The following is a 14,577-nucleotide window of genomic DNA, read 5'->3' on the forward strand; positions in this document are numbered from 1 at the left end:
CCCCGCATGCTCGATTCCACCACCGTGCGCGCGCTGGCCGCGCGCCTGCACGACGCCGAACGCACCCGCCAGCAGATCCGCCAGATCTCGCTGGAACACCCCGACATCACCATCGCCGACGCCTACGCCATCCAGCGCGCCTGGATGGACATCAAGCTGGCCGAGGGCCGCGTCAAGCGTGGCCACAAGATCGGCCTGACCTCGCGCGCCATGCAGTTGTCGTCGCAGATCGACGAACCCGATTTCGGCATGTTGCTCGATGACATGTTCTTCGAGGACGGCGGCGACATTCCCGCCGGCCGCTTCATCCTGCCGCGGCTGGAAGTGGAGCTGGCCTTCGTGCTGGGCAAGCGCCTGCAAGGGCCGAACGTGACCCTGTTCCAGGTATACGACGCGGTCGACTACGTGATCCCGGCGCTGGAGATCATCGATGCCCGCTCGCACGGCATCGACCCCGACAGCAAGCGTCCGCGCAAGGTGTTCGACACCATCGCCGACAACGCGGCCAACGCCGGCGTGGTGATGGGCGGGAGGCCGGTGAAGATCGGCGAGCTGGACCTGCGCTGGATCGGCGCGATCCTGTCGCGCAACGCGGTGATCGAGGAAACCGGCGTGGCCGCCGGCGTCTTGAACCATCCGGCCAATGGCGTAGTATGGCTGGCGAACAAGCTGGCCGCGCACGAGGTGGCGCTGGAAGCGGGCGAGATCATCCTGTCGGGTTCCTTCACCCGGCCGGTGGCCGCGCGCCCCGGCGACACCTTCAACGTCGACTACGGCGTGCTCGGCTCCGTCAACTGCCACTTCATCTGACCTCAACGCGGCCCATGGATATCCTGACCAATCAGTTCAAACGCGCGCTGCGCGCCGGCACGCCCCAGATCGGCCTGTGGGCCGGCCTGGCCAACGCCTACACCTCCGAGATCATCGCCGGCGCCGGCTTCGACTGGCTGCTGATCGACGGCGAGCACGCCCCCAACACGCTGCAAACCACGCTGGCGCAACTGCAATCGGTGGCCGCCTATCCGGTGGCGCCGGTGGTACGCCCGGCCTGGAACGATCCCGTGCAGATCAAGCAGATCCTCGACACCGGCGCGCAGACGCTGCTGGTGCCGATGGTGCAGTCGGCCGAAGAGGCCGCCGCCGCCGTGGCCGCGGTGCGCTATCCGCCCGCCGGCATCCGTGGCGTGGGCAGCGCGCTGGCGCGTTCGTCGCGCTGGAACCGCATCCCCGACTACCTGGAGCGCGCCAACGACGAGATGTGCGTGCTGGTGCAGATCGAGACGCCGCGCGGGGTGGAGGCGCTGGAGGCCATCCTGGCGGTGGACGGCGTGGACGGCGCCTTCATCGGCCCGGCCGACCTGTCGGCCAGCATGGGCTACCTGGGCCAGCCCGAGCATCCCGAAGTCACCCGCACCATCGACGCGGCCATCGGCCGCATCGTCAAGTCGGGCAAGGCCGCCGGCATCCTGCACAGCGGCGTGGCGCAGGCCAGGCACTACCTGTCGCTGGGCGCGACCTTCGTGGCGGTGGGCGTGGACGCGGTGCTGCTGGCGCGCGCTGCCGAGAAGCTGGCCGGCGAGTTCAAGGACGTCAAGCCGGCCGCCAAGGCCGGCGGACCGTACTGAGCCGGACCGCAAACGGAAAAAACCCCACGCTCCGCCGCTACGCGGGTCGCCGCCCCTGCGGGGGCGCGCTTTTGCCTTTGAGGGCGGCCCGGCGGCAAAAAAAAGGCGCCCGTTGAACTGACCCCCAGAAGTTGGACAGTCAGCTAAAGCCCGAAGGCCTGAGCTCGGTATTGCACCGGGCTCAGGCCTTTTAGCTTGAGCTTGATGCGATCGTGATTGTAGTAACGGATGTACTGTCGAATGCCGGCTTGCAACTGCTCGATGCTTTCGAAGCGATTCAAGTGGAAGAACTCAGCCTTGAGCGTGCCGAAGAAGCTTTCCATAGCGGCATTGTCCAGGCAGTTTCCCTTGCGTGACATGCTTTGCGTCACCGATCTATCTGCCAGCATCCGCCTGTAGTTCTGCTGCTGGTACTGCCAGCCCTGATCGGAGTGCAGCACTGGACGCTCCGTCGGCAGCAGCCGCGCCAGCGCCTTCTTCAGCATGCTGCCCACGAGCTTGAACACCGGCCGGCGGCTGGTCTCGTAGGCCACGATCTCGCCGTTGTATAGGTCCATCACCGGCGACAGGTACAGCTTCTCGCCTCGTACGTTGAACTCGGTCACATCGGTGACCCACTTTTGGTTCGGACGCGCCGCCTCGAAGTCGCGCGCCAACACGTTGGCCGCCACGTGGTGTGATTGGCCTCGGTAGGACCGGTACTTCTTGGCGCGCACCAGCGACTTCAAGCCTAGCGCCTGCATCAGCTTCTGCACGGTCTTGTGGTTCACTAGCTCACCGGCCTGGCGCAAGACCGCCGTAATCCGGCGGTAGCCGTAGCGGCCCTTGTGACGGGCGTAGACCGCGCTGATGCGCTGCTTGAGCTCGGCGTACGGGTCCACGGCTCCGAACGACTTCAGGTGGTAATAAAACGTGCTGCGCGACAGCTTGGCGACGCGTAGCAGTAGTGCCAGCGGATGCTTGGGCCTTAATCCTTGGACCACTTGCGCTTTCCAACCAGCGCCCGGGTCTTCTCCGCTTCGATCAAGGCCTTCATTTTTTTTAGGTAATCGTTCTCCGCGCGCAGATAGGCCAGCTCTTGCTCGAGTTCTTCCTTGGTCATGTCCTTGGACACCGGCTCTGGGGGGTACTTATGCGGCATGCTTGCTCCTCGGCGCTTGCGCGCCAGCGCCTCTATACCCCCAGCATCATACTGGGCGCGCCATTTCGTAATGTGCCCTGTATGACGAATCCCCAGCAACACCGCTGCCTGCGTGTCCGACAGACCTTCGCGCCGGATCTTGATCAGCACCGATTGTTTGAAGGCCGCGCTGTACGAGCCAGATTGCCTGCGCAACCCGTTAACGCCATGCGCTCGAAAACTCCCGACCCAGCGCCGCACCATTGAGTGCGGCACTTCGTATCGGCGCGCCACCGATTTGAAGCCGTCCGTGCCTTGCAGGTACGCCTGCACCACTTTGATCTTGAATTGCTCTTCATACTTCGCCATGTAAAAACCCCCGAAGGTCGGATCAATATCCAACTTTCGGGGGTCAGTTCACGTGGGGCGCCTTCTTTATCCCGTGCCACGGGCGGCGTGCCGGCCGTGGGGCGGGCGATCAGGAGCGGCCGCCCAGGCTGCCGCCGCCGTCCACGCCCAGCACCTGGCCGGTGATGAAGCCGGCGTCGTCCGACAGCAGGAAGGCGATGGCGGCGGCCACTTCGGCCGGCGTGCCCAGGCGCTTCATCGGCACCGAGGCCAGCGCGCGCTTTTCGCCTTCGCTGCCCGCCGGACGGGTGGCGCGGAACATTTCGGTTTCAATGGGGCCTGGCGCCACCGCGTTGGCGGTCACGCCGTATTCGGCCAGTTCCAGCGCCCACGTGCGGGTGCAGCCGACCAGCGCGCTCTTGGCGGCCGAATAGGCGGTGCGTTCCAGGCCGCCGTGGATGGCGCGGCTGCAGACGTTGACGATACGGCCGGCGCGGCGCGCTTTCATCGATTCGATGAAGGCCTGCGTCACCTGCACGGCGACGCGCACATTCAGGTCCAGCACGTTGTAGAGGGTGGCCAGATCGATCTCGCCCAGCGGCTGGGGCGAGGCGATGCCGACGTTGTTGACCACGGCATCGACCGGGAATTTCTCGCGGATCTCGCGCAGCACTTCCTCGGTGCGGCCGGCGTCGGCCAGGTCACAGGCATAGAGGTAGCCGGGAAAGTCCACATCGCCGGTATTGCGCGCGATACCGACCACATGACAACCCATGTCGGACAGCCGCTGAGTAAGGGCCCAGCCTATGCCTTTGGTGGCGCCCGTGATGAGCACGCATTTGTCCTTCATGGATCGAAACCTCGTCGTTCGTTACTGGGGCGAAAACGGGCGCTTGGGCGCCCGGTTTTCAAGTAGACACCATCCGGCGTTGCCTGTCTTGTAAATTGCGTAGCAATTCTTGCATGCCGGACACCTGCCGCCATGGGCGGAAGTACCCGGTGAAAAAGGACGCCGTCAGGCTTGCGACAGGCAAGAGTCGGAAAAGTGCCCGGGGTTGGTCAAAAAGGAATCAGGCGTCCCGGGTGACCGGCACGCGCGGCGCCAAGGCGCAAAGGAGCTCGTAGCCGATGGTGCCGGCCGCGAGCGCGACTTCGTCCACCGACGGCCCCTCCTCGCCCCACAGCGACACCGGGGCGCCGACGCCGGCGGCCGGAATCGGGTCCAGGTCGACGATCAGCATGTCCATCGACACCCGCCCGACCAGCCGGGTACGGACGCCGGCCACGACCACCGGGGTGCCGGTGGCGGCATGGCGCGGATAGCCGTCGGCGTAGCCGCAGGCCACGATGCCGACGCGCATGGGGCGGTCGGCGCGGAACAGCGCGCCGTAGCCGACCGAGTCGCCGGCCTTCAATTCCTGCACCGCGATGATCTCGGAGCGCAACGACATGGCTGGCTTGAGCCCGAAGGCGGCGGCCTCGGCGTCGGCGAAGGGCGAGGCGCCATACAGGCAGATGCCGGGACGGACCCAGTGCGCCTGGCTCTCGGAACCGACGGCGACCTCGGCGAAGCGCAGGGTGGCCGCCGAATTGCAGACGCTGACAGGCCCGGTCATCTTATGCGTCACCGAATTGAACACGGCCAGTTGCTCGGTGATGCCCTGGGGGCCGTCGGCGCAGGCGAAATGGGTCATCTTGCCGATCGAGCCGATCACGCCCTGCTGTTGCAGCAGCAGCGCGCGCTCGTGGGCGGCGGGATAGGCCGCGGGCGAAAAGCCCAGCCGGTTCATGCCGCTGTTGAGCTTGAGCATGACGTCCACGCGGCGCGACAGTCGGGCGCGCGCCAGCATGTCGAGCTGTTCGCGCTGATGCACGGTGATGCTCAGGTGGTAGCGGTCGACGATCTCGAGATCGGACGGATTGAAGAAGCCTTCGAGCAGCAGGATCGGACCGCCCCAGCCGGCCTCGCGGCAGCGCACGGCCTCGTCCAGGTCCAGCATGGCCAGCCCTTGCGCCTTGGAAAAACCGGCGACGGCCTGTTCGATGCCATGGCCGTAGGCGTTGGCCTTGATCACTGCCCAGATCGACGGCGGCACGCCGCCGGCCGCGGCGGCGGTCTGGTCGAGGTGGCTGCGCACGGCGGCCAGGTTGTGGGCCAGGGCGGAAACGGAAACGGTGGCTGAAATTGGGCGGGGCATGGTATGAGATCCTGTGGCGCTTAAGTCTAACTGATCGGCGTGTCGGCGGCGCGGGGCCGCGGCGCCGCACGTACTCTAAAATGACCGGGATCCGGCCCGCGCGGCCAGACCGCAGTCAGAAAGCAGGACCAGACCATGCCCATCGATCACTACGAGAATTTTCCCGTCGCCTCGCTGCTGCTGCCGCGCAGGCTGCGCGGCGCCGTGACCGATCTGTACCGGTTTGCCCGGGCGGCGGACGATATCGCCGACGAAGGCAGCGCCAGCGACGACGAGCGGCTGGCCCAACTGGCGGCCTTCCGCGCCGAACTGCACCGCATCGGCGCCGAACCGGGCGCCGTGCCCGCGCCCGGCGCGCCTCAACTGGCCGGCATTTTCGTGCCGCTGGCGGCCACCATCGCCCGCCACCAGTTGCCCATCACGCCGTTCTACGACCTGCTGTCGGCCTTCGAACAGGACATCAGCGTCAAGCGCTACGAGGACTACGCCACGCTGGCCGATTACTGCACCCGCTCGGCCAATCCGGTCGGGCGGCTGATGCTGCATCTGTTCGATGCCGCCGAACCCCACAACGTGGAGCAGTCGGACGCCATCTGCACCGGGCTGCAACTGGTGAACTTCTGGCAGGACGTGCGGGTCGACTGGCACAAGCACCGCGTCTACCTGCCGCAGGAAGACCTGGACCGCTTCGGCGTCTCGGAAGAGGACCTGGCGGCCTGCCGCCTGACGCCGAGCTGGCGCGCGCTGATGGCATTCCAGGTGGAACGCACCCGCGCGCTGCTACACTTCGGCGCTCCGCTGGCGCGCCGCCTGCCGGGCCGAATCGGCCTGGAACTGCGCCTGGTGGTGCAAGGCGGGCTGCGCGTGCTGGAGCGGATCGAGGCGAGCGGCTACGATGTATTCATGAACCGACCCGAATTGGGCGCCAAGGACTGGGCCATCATGCTCTGGCGCTCCATCAAGTAAGCAAACGGCCCTGCCAACTATGACCCCTGACGAGTACTGCCAGGAGAAAGCCGCCAAAAGCGGTTCCAGCTTCTACTATTCCTTCCTGTTCCTGCCGCCCGAGCGGCGGCGCGCCATCACGGCGCTGTACGCCTATTGCCGCGAAGTCGACGACGTGGTCGACGAATGCACCGACCCGTCGCTGGCGCGCATCAAGCTGGCCTGGTGGCGCACGCAGGTCGACCAGATGTTCGACGGCAAGCCCGACCATCCCGTGACCCGCGCGCTGCAGCCGCACCTGCAGAGCTGTTCGATCACCCGCGAGCGCCTGCTGGCCGTGGTCGACGGCATGGAAATGGACCTGGACCAGACCCGCTACCTGGACTGGCCCGGCCTGCGCAAGTATTGCTGGCATGCCGCCGGCGTGGTCGGCGAATTGTCGGCCGGCGTCTTCGGCTACACCGATCCGGCCACGCTGGTGTACGCCGAGAAACTCGGCTTGGCGTTCCAGATGACCAACATCATCCGCGACGTGGGCGACGACGCCCGCCGCGGCCGCATCTACATCCCGGTCAACGACATGCAGCAGTTCGAGGTCAAGGCCTCGGACATCCTGAATGGCGAGTATTCCGAACGCTTCTCGGCCCTGATGAAGTTCCAGGCCGAGCGCGCGCGCGAGTTGTACCGCGAGGCGATGCGCAGCCTGCCCGAAGCCGATCGGCGCGCGCAGCGTCCCGGCCTGATGATGGCGGCGATCTATCACGCGCTGCTCGACGAGATCGAGCGCGACAACTGGCAGGTGCTGCATCAGCGCATCTCGCTGACGCCGCTGCGCAAGCTGTGGCTGGCGTGGAAGACCTGGGTAGGCGGCGGGCGCGGACTGGTCCGCCGGTTGGCACGGTGAAGGCGGCGGTCATCGGCGCCGGCTGGGCGGGCCTGGCGGCCAGCGTCGCCCTGCGCGAAGCCGGCGCCAAGGTCACCGTGTTCGAAGCCGGCCACACGCCCGGCGGCCGCGCCCGGCGCGTGTTCCACGATGGCTTCGAATCGCCGCTGGACAACGGCCAGCACCTGCTGTCAGGCGCCTACACGCACACGCTGGCGCTGATGCGCCGGGTGGGCCGCAACCCCGATGCCCTGTTGATGCGCCGATCGCTGCGGCTGGCGAGCCTGGACGGCCGCTTCCGGCTGTCGGCGCCGCGCCTGCCCGCGCCGCTGCACATGGCGGTGGCGATCCTGGGCGCGCGCGGCCTGTCGTGGGCCGACCGCTTTGCCACGCTGCGCCTGATGCGCGGCCTGCGAGCCATGTCCTGGACGCCGCCGCGCGACTGGACCGTGCTGCAGCTCCTGCACTATCACGCGCAGTCCGACGCCCTGATCCGCCAGGTCTGGGAACCGCTGTGCCTGGCCGCGCTGAATACCCCCGTGGCCGGCGCCAGCGCCGGGTTGTTCGCCCGCGTGCTGCGCGACAGCCTGGCCGGCCGCCGCGAAGACAGCGACCTGCTGCTGCCCTGCACCGACCTGTCGGCGCTGTGGCCGGACGCCGCCGCGCGCCAGGTCACCATGCGCTACGGCAGCACGGTGCGCCAGTTGCGGCCGGCGGAGGACGGCATCGACATCAACCAGGAACGCTTCGACGCCGCCGTGCTGGCGGTGCCGCCGGCGTTCGCCGCGCGCCTGCTGGACGCGCCGCTGCGGGCGGCCGGCGCCACCGGGCTGCTGGACGCGCTGCGCGCCTTCGACTATCTGCCGATCGCCACGCTCAACCTGCGGCTGGCCGGCCCCTGGCGCCTGCCCGAGCCCATGATGATGCTGCGCGAAGAGCCGGCCCGTGGCCACGTCGGCCAATGGCTGTTCGACCGCGCGCAACTGGCCGGCGATGCCCTGGCCGGCGAACTAGCGGTGGTGGCGAGCGCCGCCACCAGCCTGGCCGACCGCAACCGCCAGCAGGCCATCGAGGCCCTGATCGACCAGGTGGCCGAACAGGCCGCCGCCCATCCGCAACGGCTGCCGCCGATGCCGGAAGTCGCGGCGGCGGAATTGTTCATCGAAAAGCGCGCCACCTTCGCGGCGGTGCCGGGCCTGACGCGGCCCTTGAACAGCACGCCGTGGCCGACGCTGGCGCTGGCCGGCGACTGGACCGATACCGGCTATCCCGGCGTGCTGGAAGGCGCGGTGCGCAGCGGCCTGGAAGCGGCGCGGGTGCTGAATCCGCGGGCCGGCGACTGAAGCGTCGCCAAGGCGCCACGCCACCGCATGGCGACCCCGCGCCGCCGCAACGCGGGCGCCTCAGCGCAACAGGCTGGCCGTTGCCAGGCCCAACCCCGTCAGCAGCAGGGATCCGAGCAAACTGAAGCCGGCGTAGCCGAGCGCGCCGCCGTACGCGCCGCGCTCGAGCATCGCCACGGTTTCGGCCGAGAATGTCGAGAAGGTGGTCAGACCGCCCATGAAGCCGGTGATGGCCCCCAGCCGCACCCAGGCCGGCCATTCGGGATGGCCCGCCACCAGCGCCAGCACCAGCCCCACCAGGTAGCCCCCGGCCAGGTTGACCGCGAGCGTGCCCCAGGGCCACGACTCGGTGTTGAGCCACAGGCTGACGAGCCAGCGGGCCCAGGCGCCGAACATGGCGCCCAGGCCCACGGCCAGGAAGTTCAGGGGAATCAGGGTCTGGTAGGCGGACATGGACTCAGGGCGCGCGGTGCTGCTTGAGGCGCAAGGAAAAGACCAGCAGCAGTATGCCAAAGAACACGGCATAGATACCGATGACCCACACCAGCGCCAGCGCGCCGGCCCCCGGCTGCATCACCAGCGTCGCGCCGAACAGGACCGACACCAATCCGGACAGCCCCAGGAACCATTCGTTGCGGATTTCCTTGCGGAAACGGATCGCGGCAATGATCTGGAACACGCCGGCCACCAGCGCCCAGATGGCGATGATGTAGAGCAGGATCAGCGCCGTCAGCCCCGGCCACAGGAAAGTGACGATGCCGGCCGCCACGCCCAGCAGGCCGACGATGATCAATGCCCACAGCGGCTTGCCGTGGTCGCGGATGCGGATGCCGGCGATCAGCGCCAGCACGCCATCGGCCAGCGCGAACGCGCCCCACACCAGCACCAGCGCCGACAAGGTGATCGCCGGCATGAACACGGCCATCAGGCCGAACAGAATGGCGACGACGCCGCGCAACGCCACCCAACCCCAATGACGACCGATCTGATCCACGACTTGCGATTCAAGCATGACGACCTCCGGTAACACGTAACGGGTGACCTATCTTATTTGAATTTCCCCGCCCGTGGACCGCCTGGCCGCCGTGACCCGGCTGGCCGGAAAGACCGAGCCAGCCGGAGACGGGCGGCTCCCCGCCTTACTGCAGCTTGATCTGCGCGCGCTCGATCACCGATTTCCACCGGTCGCGCTCGGCGCGGATCTGCTCACCGAACTCGGCCGGTGAATTGCCCAGCGGGAAGGCGCCCGTCTCTTCCATCTTGGCGGCGGTGGTGGGGTCGCGCACCGCCTTCGCGAAGGCCTGCGCCAGCTTGTCGCGCACGTCGGCCGGCATGCCCGCCGGCCCCACCACGCCGTACCAGGCCGTGACGTCGTAGTCCTTGTAGCCCTGCTCCGCGAAGGTCGGCACGTCCGGCAGGCGCGGATTGCGCGCGGTCCCGGTGATGGCCAGCGCGCGCAGGTGGTTGCTCTTGATGTAGGGCAGCGACGACGGGAAGTTGTCGAAGATCACGGGCACCACGCCGCCCACCGTGTCGGTCAGGGCCGGCGCCGAGCCGCGGTACGAGATGCTGTTCATCTTGCCGCCGGTGATCTGCAGGAACCAGATCATGCCCAGGTCGTTGACGCCGCCGGCGCCTGCGTTGGCGTAGCCGTCCTTGCCGGGATTGGCGCGCACGTGCGACACGAATTCCGCCAGCGTCCTGGCCGGATACTGCGGGTTGACGCTGGGGATGTTGGGGCTGGTCACCAGGTTGCTGATGGGCGTGAAGTCCTTGACCGGGTCATAGGCCAGCTTGGGGAACAGGTGCGGCGCGGTGCCGTGGGTGCTGACGGTCGCCAGCCCCACCGTGTAGCCATCGGGCTTGGCGCGCGCGGTGGCGGCCATGCCGATGGTGCCGGAGGCGCCGGTGCGGTTCTCCACCACGACCTGCTGCCCCAGGATCTCGCCCGCCTTGGCCGCGGCCAGCCGGCCGACGATGTCGGTGGGGCCGCCGGCCGGGAACGGCACGATCAGGGTGATGGGGCGGTCGGGGAATTCGGCGTGGGCGGCCGGCAACAGGGCGGCCAGCGCCAGGGCGACGCAAGTCTTGCGGATCATCGGGATTGTCTCCTGTGGGGATCGGTTCTGCTTGTTATCGGGAAAGAACGGGCGCGGCGGCGATGCTGGCGTCGCGGCGCAATATCCTGCCGGGACGATGCGTGCCGGGCGCCGCCGGGAACACGGCGCAGCCGTTGACCAGCACGTGCTCGATGCCGGCCGAGGCCAGCGTCGGCGCGTCCCAGGTGGCGCGGTCGCACACCGTATCGGCGTCGAACACCACCACGTCGGCCCAGGCGCCCACGGTCAGCCGGCCGCGATCGGCCAGGCCGAACACGCGGGCCGGCAGCGCGGTCATCTTGGCCACGGCGGCCTCCAGCGTCAGCAGCTCGGCCTCGCGCACGTAGCGTCCCAGCACGCGCGTGAAACTGCCCCACAGGCGGGGGTGCGGATGGGCGTCGTTGGGCAGGCCGTCGGAGCCCACCATGCAGCATTCGTGCTGGAAGATGCGGCGCACTTCGTTTTCGTCCATGGCGAAGTAGATCGCGCCCGCCGGGCACAGGCGGCGCGCCGCCGTGACCGGATCGCAGCCCCAGCGCGCGGCGATCTCGGCCAGCGACTGGCCGCCGCATTCGGGATGCGGCGTCGACCAGGTGATGCGGATGTCGTCGATCTGGTCGGCGCGCTCCGGAATCAGGATGGTGGAGCTGCCAGGATACGGATAGATGTCCAGCGCCACGTCGACGCCGGCGGCGCGGGCACGGTCGATGTTGGCCAGCGTGGCGGCGCTCTTGCCCCAGTTGGCCGGCATCATGCATTTGTGGTGCGACAGCACCGTGGCGCAGCCGGTGCGGCGACCGATGCCCAGCACCTCGTCGACGGCGGCCTCGACCGCGTCGCCCTCGTTGCGGATGTGGCTGGTGTGCAGCGCGCCGTGCGAGGCCGCGACGCGCGCCAGGCCGTCGAGTTCGGCTTCCTCGGCGACGCCGCCGGGCTGGTAGGCCAGGCCCGTGCTGAACCCCACCGCGCCAGCCTCCAACGCGTCGGCCAGCATGCGCTCCATCGCCCGCTGCTCCTCGGCGCTGGGCTGTGCCGCCGGATCAAGCATCGCGGCCAGGCGCAGGTTGGCGTGGCCCACCAGGGCGGCCACGTTGATCATCGGCCGCTGCGCCTGCAGCGCGCCGAAATACGCGGCCATGTCCGTGAACAGGGGCGAATCGCCCAGCAGCGCCAGCGCAGCGGCGGTGTTGCCCGGCAGCGGCGCGGGGGCGCCGCTGATGCCGCAGTTGCCAACCACCACCGAGGTGATGCCCTGGCTGGTCTTCCATTCCAGGCCCGGCCTTTCCACGAACATCAGGTCGTCGTGACCGTGGGTGTCGATGAATCCGGGCGCGACGATCCTGCCGGCGACATCGAGGCGTCGCGCGGCCGGGGTGGCCGACAGATCGCCAATGGCGGCGATGCGCTCGCCACGGATGCCGACGTCGGCGCGGCGGCGCGCGGCGCCCGTCCCGTCGATCACCCAGCCGCCTTCGATAACCAGATCCAGTTCTTCCTGCATGCCACTTCCGTCTCGATAGGGCCGGCATCGAGGCCGGCCGCTTGCGGGCCGTCCACCGACGGCTCCGATGCTTGATGAAGCCCCTAGTATCGTCCGCCCGATCAATCTGGAAAAATTGTTTTTATTGATCCATCCATCGTGATTTGAAATGAATCGCCTGCCCAAGCACGTCACCCTCAAGCATCTGACCGCGTTCGTCGCGGTGGCGCAGGAATCCAGCTTCACGCATGCCGGCAAGCGCCTGTTCCAGACCCAGTCGTCGGTGACCAGCCTGGTGCGCCAGTTGGAAGAGGCGCTGGCCACGCGCCTGTTCGCGCGCACCAGCCGGCGCGTGCTGCTCACGCCGGCGGGCGAGGAGTTCCTGCCGCGCGTGATGCGCCTGCTGGCCGATTTCGATGGCGCGATCGAGGACGTGGTGCGCTTCGGCGCGCTGGAACGCGGCCGCGTCGGCGTGGCGGCCGCGCCCTCGGCCATCACCGAGCTGATCGCGCCGGCGGCGGCGCTGTTCGCGGCGCAATATCCCGCCATCCGCCTCTATCTGAGCGACGACAACTCCGGCCGCATCCAGCGCAAGGTGGCCGCGCGCGAAGTCGATTTCGGCCTGACCAGCCGTTGGGCCGATGCGCCCGGCCTGCAATTCGACGCGCTATTGGAAGACCGCTTCGGCGTGCTGTACCGGCGCGACGACGCCAGCCTGCGCCCGGGCCGCGACGGCGCCATGCGCTGGTCCGACCTGGCGGGCCGCAAGCTGGTGGGGGTGGTGGACGAGACCGGCATCATGGCCCTGCTGCGGGCCCGCGCGGACCTGCCGATCGAGGCCGCCGCGCCCTTCTACGAGGCCTCCAGCACCACTTCCCAGGCAGCGTTGGTGAAGGCCGGCATGGGCGTGGCGCTGCTGCCCGCGCTGGCGGCGCAGCGGGTGCTGGAACCGGGATTGGCGTTCGCGCTGCTGGCGCGGCCGACGGTGGTGCGCACGCTGTGCATCATCCGCCACAAGGAACATGCGCTGAGCCCGGCGGCCGAGGCGCTGATCCGCGCCATCCGCGACTACCTGCGCAGCGCGGCGCTGCCGGCCGGCTGCAAGCTGTCGGCGGGCGCGACGCGCCGGCGCGCCTGACGCATCGCATCGCCACGGCAACGCCAGCGGGGCACGCGCCCGCCCCGCCGCGACGATACGCGCCGCTCAGGCGCGCAGCTTCGCGTCCAGGGCTGCCAGTCCCGCGGCGAACACGCCCTGGCCCACGGCGGTCGCCACCGCCTGCAGGTCGGCGTCCGCCTCGACCCGGAAATCGGCCCACCATTCCACCAGCGTCGTGCCGCTCTCGGTGATGGCGCGCAGGTTGATGCCGGCGACGTAGTCACGCATCGGCAGATCGGTCTCGATGATGGAATAGCGCAGCGCGGTGCCCGGGTCGTCCAGCATCAGCAACTGCTCGCGCACGAAGCCCGAAGGCTTGAGCGACAGGTAGCGCACCGAGCCGATGGCGTCGTGGCGGCCGCCCTCTTCCAGGCGGCTGTGCGCAATGCCGGGATGCCACTCCGCCAGGCCGTTGAAATCACGAAACAGCGGCCAGACCTTGGCCAGCGGCGCCTGGACGATGGCGCTGGTGTAGACGGTATGCGGCATACGGACTCCTGACGGGCGCGCGGCGCCCCGGCGGAAACGGAGGAAGGGGAAATTTCAGAACGTCAGTTGCTTGAACTCGCGGGTGGCGGCGGTCAGCGCCTGCTCGGTGGGCAGGCGCTCCATCGAGCTGGCGCCGTAGAAACCGTGGCAATGCTGGCAATGGCGCAGGATGTGGGCGGCGTCCTCGGGCGTGGCGATGGGGCCGCCGTGGCACAGCACGATCACGTCGGGACGCACGGCCAGGGCGGCCCCCGCGATGCGGTCGATGGCGGCGACGCAGTCATCCAGCGTCAGCGCGGTCTCGGCGCCGATCGAACCGCCGGTGGTCAGGCCCATATGCGCCACGATGATGTCGGCGCCGGCCTGCGTCATGGCCACGGCGTCGTCCTCGTTGAAGACGTACGGCGTGGTCAGCATGCCCTTTTCGTGCGCCAGGCGGATCATGTCCACCTCCAGCGCGTAGCCCATGCCGGTCTCTTCCAGGTTGGCGCGGAAGGTGCCGTCGATCAGGCCCACGGTGGGGAAGTTCTGCACGCCAGCGAAGCCCTGGCGCTTGAGGTCGTCCAGGAACACGTCGAAGTCGCAGAACGGATCGGTGCCGTTGACGCCGGCCAGCACCGGCGTGCGCTTGACCACGGGCAGCACTTCGCGGCCCATGTCGACCACGATCTCGTTGGCGTTGCCGTAGGCCAGCAGGCCGGCCAGCGAGCCGCGCCCGGCCATGCGATAGCGGCCCGAGTTGTAGATCACGATCAGGTCGATGCCGCCCGCTTCCTCGCACTTGGCGGACAGTCCGGTCCCGGCGCCGCCGCCCACGATGGGGGTGCGGTCGCGCACCATGGCGCGGAACTTGTCCAGCAGTTGGTTACGGTCAAAGCGCGGCATGGC

General features: G+C 68.6%; 15 protein-coding genes. 6 read left to right on the plus strand and 9 right to left on the minus strand.

Annotated features, from left to right (window positions below; genetic code table 11):
• Nucleotides 1-6 precede the first annotated feature (6 nt).
• A complete protein-coding gene (gene hpaH / locus AAID08_RS18185) occupies nucleotides 7-810 on the plus strand; it encodes a 2-oxo-hept-4-ene-1,7-dioate hydratase (RefSeq protein WP_049073070.1) in 804 nt (267 codons plus the stop codon).
• A 14-nt stretch (nucleotides 811-824) separates the two neighbouring features.
• A complete protein-coding gene (gene hpaI / locus AAID08_RS18190) occupies nucleotides 825-1,625 on the plus strand; it encodes a 4-hydroxy-2-oxoheptanedioate aldolase (RefSeq protein WP_395756728.1) in 801 nt (266 codons plus the stop codon).
• A gap of 143 nt (nucleotides 1,626-1,768) precedes the next feature.
• Here hpaI and AAID08_RS18195 read toward each other — a convergent pair.
• From AAID08_RS18195 to alr, 3 genes are all read right to left on the minus strand, one after another.
• A protein-coding gene (locus AAID08_RS18195) for an IS3 family transposase (protein WP_374700840.1) occupies nucleotides 1,769-3,114 on the minus strand; the annotation gives its coding sequence in 2 pieces (ribosomal slippage) (nucleotides 1,769-2,647 and nucleotides 2,650-3,114; 1,344 coding nt in all).
• Nucleotides 3,115-3,223: 109 nt separating this feature from the next.
• Entirely contained in the window at nucleotides 3,224-3,943 is a 720-nt protein-coding gene (locus AAID08_RS18200; protein WP_020928472.1) for an SDR family oxidoreductase, read from the minus strand.
• Between the two features lie 220 nt (nucleotides 3,944-4,163).
• Nucleotides 4,164-5,291 carry an alanine racemase gene (gene alr / locus AAID08_RS18205; protein ID WP_054502050.1) on the minus strand — a complete coding sequence of 376 codons (1,128 nt, stop codon included), beginning with the start codon at nucleotides 5,289-5,291 and terminating at the stop codon, nucleotides 4,164-4,166.
• A gap of 135 nt (nucleotides 5,292-5,426) precedes the next feature.
• Between alr and hpnC the strand changes: the two genes are divergently transcribed.
• The 3 genes from hpnC to hpnE are packed head-to-tail and all read left to right on the plus strand — an operon-like array spanning nucleotide 5,427 to nucleotide 8,462.
• Nucleotides 5,427-6,257 carry a squalene synthase HpnC gene (gene hpnC, locus AAID08_RS18210; protein ID WP_175142878.1) on the plus strand — a complete coding sequence of 277 codons (831 nt, stop codon included), beginning with the start codon at nucleotides 5,427-5,429 and terminating at the stop codon, nucleotides 6,255-6,257.
• A 19-nt stretch (nucleotides 6,258-6,276) separates the two neighbouring features.
• Nucleotides 6,277-7,140 (plus strand): presqualene diphosphate synthase HpnD, encoded by an 864-nt coding sequence (gene hpnD / locus AAID08_RS18215; RefSeq protein ID WP_006384298.1) that lies wholly within the window; start codon nucleotides 6,277-6,279, stop codon nucleotides 7,138-7,140.
• Nucleotides 7,137-8,462: a hydroxysqualene dehydroxylase HpnE gene (gene hpnE / locus AAID08_RS18220; protein WP_175142879.1), complete on the plus strand. Its 1,326-nt coding sequence runs from the start codon at nucleotides 7,137-7,139 to the stop codon at nucleotides 8,460-8,462. Before hpnD ends, hpnE begins: the two co-directional genes overlap by 4 nt.
• Nucleotides 8,463-8,522: 60 nt before the next feature.
• Here hpnE and AAID08_RS18225 read toward each other — a convergent pair whose 3' ends face one another.
• The 4 genes from AAID08_RS18225 to AAID08_RS18240 form a co-directional block, all read right to left on the minus strand.
• Nucleotides 8,523-8,915, minus strand: coding sequence for a CrcB family protein (locus AAID08_RS18225; RefSeq protein WP_064528463.1), 393 nt, complete (start codon nucleotides 8,913-8,915; stop codon nucleotides 8,523-8,525).
• 4 nt (nucleotides 8,916-8,919) lie between these two features.
• Nucleotides 8,920-9,474 carry an HdeD family acid-resistance protein gene (locus AAID08_RS18230; protein ID WP_395756729.1) on the minus strand — a complete coding sequence of 185 codons (555 nt, stop codon included), beginning with the start codon at nucleotides 9,472-9,474 and terminating at the stop codon, nucleotides 8,920-8,922.
• A 127-nt stretch (nucleotides 9,475-9,601) separates the two neighbouring features.
• Nucleotides 9,602-10,561 carry a tripartite tricarboxylate transporter substrate binding protein BugE gene (locus AAID08_RS18235; protein ID WP_395756730.1) on the minus strand — a complete coding sequence of 320 codons (960 nt, stop codon included), beginning with the start codon at nucleotides 10,559-10,561 and terminating at the stop codon, nucleotides 9,602-9,604.
• 34 nt (nucleotides 10,562-10,595) lie between these two features.
• Nucleotides 10,596-12,062 (minus strand): N-acyl-D-glutamate deacylase, encoded by a 1,467-nt coding sequence (locus AAID08_RS18240; RefSeq protein WP_395756731.1) that lies wholly within the window; start codon nucleotides 12,060-12,062, stop codon nucleotides 10,596-10,598.
• A 148-nt stretch (nucleotides 12,063-12,210) separates the two neighbouring features.
• Between AAID08_RS18240 and AAID08_RS18245 the strand changes: the two genes are divergently transcribed.
• Complete coding sequence (locus tag AAID08_RS18245) at nucleotides 12,211-13,179, plus strand: LysR family transcriptional regulator (RefSeq protein WP_064528457.1); 969 nt, start codon at nucleotides 12,211-12,213, stop codon at nucleotides 13,177-13,179.
• 66 nt (nucleotides 13,180-13,245) lie between these two features.
• Here AAID08_RS18245 and AAID08_RS18250 read toward each other — a convergent pair whose 3' ends face one another.
• Together AAID08_RS18250 and AAID08_RS18255 are read right to left on the minus strand one after the other, a co-directional pair.
• Nucleotides 13,246-13,689, minus strand: coding sequence for an SRPBCC family protein (locus AAID08_RS18250; protein WP_064528455.1), 444 nt, complete (start codon nucleotides 13,687-13,689; stop codon nucleotides 13,246-13,248).
• A 54-nt stretch (nucleotides 13,690-13,743) separates the two neighbouring features.
• Nucleotides 13,744-14,574, minus strand: a complete 831-nt coding sequence (locus AAID08_RS18255; RefSeq protein ID WP_395756732.1) for a phosphoenolpyruvate hydrolase family protein — start codon at nucleotides 14,572-14,574, stop codon at nucleotides 13,744-13,746.
• Nucleotides 14,575-14,577 lie beyond the last annotated feature (3 nt).

Source organism: Achromobacter sp. EB05, assembly GCF_044232075.1.
Classification (GTDB): domain Bacteria; phylum Pseudomonadota; class Gammaproteobacteria; order Burkholderiales; family Burkholderiaceae_B; genus Achromobacter; species Achromobacter dolens.

What these genes read in the sequence shown, in the direction of transcription:
- hpaH (WP_049073070.1), top strand. Translation starts at nt 7, where the DNA reads ATGCTCGATTCCACCACCGTGCGCGCGCTGGCCGCGCGCCTGCACGAC.
- hpaI (WP_395756728.1), top strand. Translation starts at nt 825, where the DNA reads ATGGATATCCTGACCAATCAGTTCAAACGCGCGCTGCGCGCCGGCACG.
- AAID08_RS18200 (WP_020928472.1), bottom strand. Translation starts at nt 3,943, where the DNA reads ATGAAGGACAAATGCGTGCTCATCACGGGCGCCACCAAAGGCATAGGC.
- alr (WP_054502050.1), bottom strand. Translation starts at nt 5,291, where the DNA reads ATGCCCCGCCCAATTTCAGCCACCGTTTCCGTTTCCGCCCTGGCCCAC.
- hpnC (WP_175142878.1), top strand. Translation starts at nt 5,427, where the DNA reads ATGCCCATCGATCACTACGAGAATTTTCCCGTCGCCTCGCTGCTGCTG.
- hpnD (WP_006384298.1), top strand. Translation starts at nt 6,277, where the DNA reads ATGACCCCTGACGAGTACTGCCAGGAGAAAGCCGCCAAAAGCGGTTCC.
- AAID08_RS18225 (WP_064528463.1), bottom strand. Translation starts at nt 8,915, where the DNA reads ATGTCCGCCTACCAGACCCTGATTCCCCTGAACTTCCTGGCCGTGGGC.
- AAID08_RS18230 (WP_395756729.1), bottom strand. Translation starts at nt 9,474, where the DNA reads ATGCTTGAATCGCAAGTCGTGGATCAGATCGGTCGTCATTGGGGTTGG.
- AAID08_RS18235 (WP_395756730.1), bottom strand. Translation starts at nt 10,561, where the DNA reads ATGATCCGCAAGACTTGCGTCGCCCTGGCGCTGGCCGCCCTGTTGCCG.
- AAID08_RS18240 (WP_395756731.1), bottom strand. Translation starts at nt 12,062, where the DNA reads ATGCAGGAAGAACTGGATCTGGTTATCGAAGGCGGCTGGGTGATCGAC.
- AAID08_RS18245 (WP_064528457.1), top strand. Translation starts at nt 12,211, where the DNA reads ATGAATCGCCTGCCCAAGCACGTCACCCTCAAGCATCTGACCGCGTTC.
- AAID08_RS18250 (WP_064528455.1), bottom strand. Translation starts at nt 13,689, where the DNA reads ATGCCGCATACCGTCTACACCAGCGCCATCGTCCAGGCGCCGCTGGCC.
- AAID08_RS18255 (WP_395756732.1), bottom strand. Translation starts at nt 14,574, where the DNA reads ATGCCGCGCTTTGACCGTAACCAACTGCTGGACAAGTTCCGCGCCATG.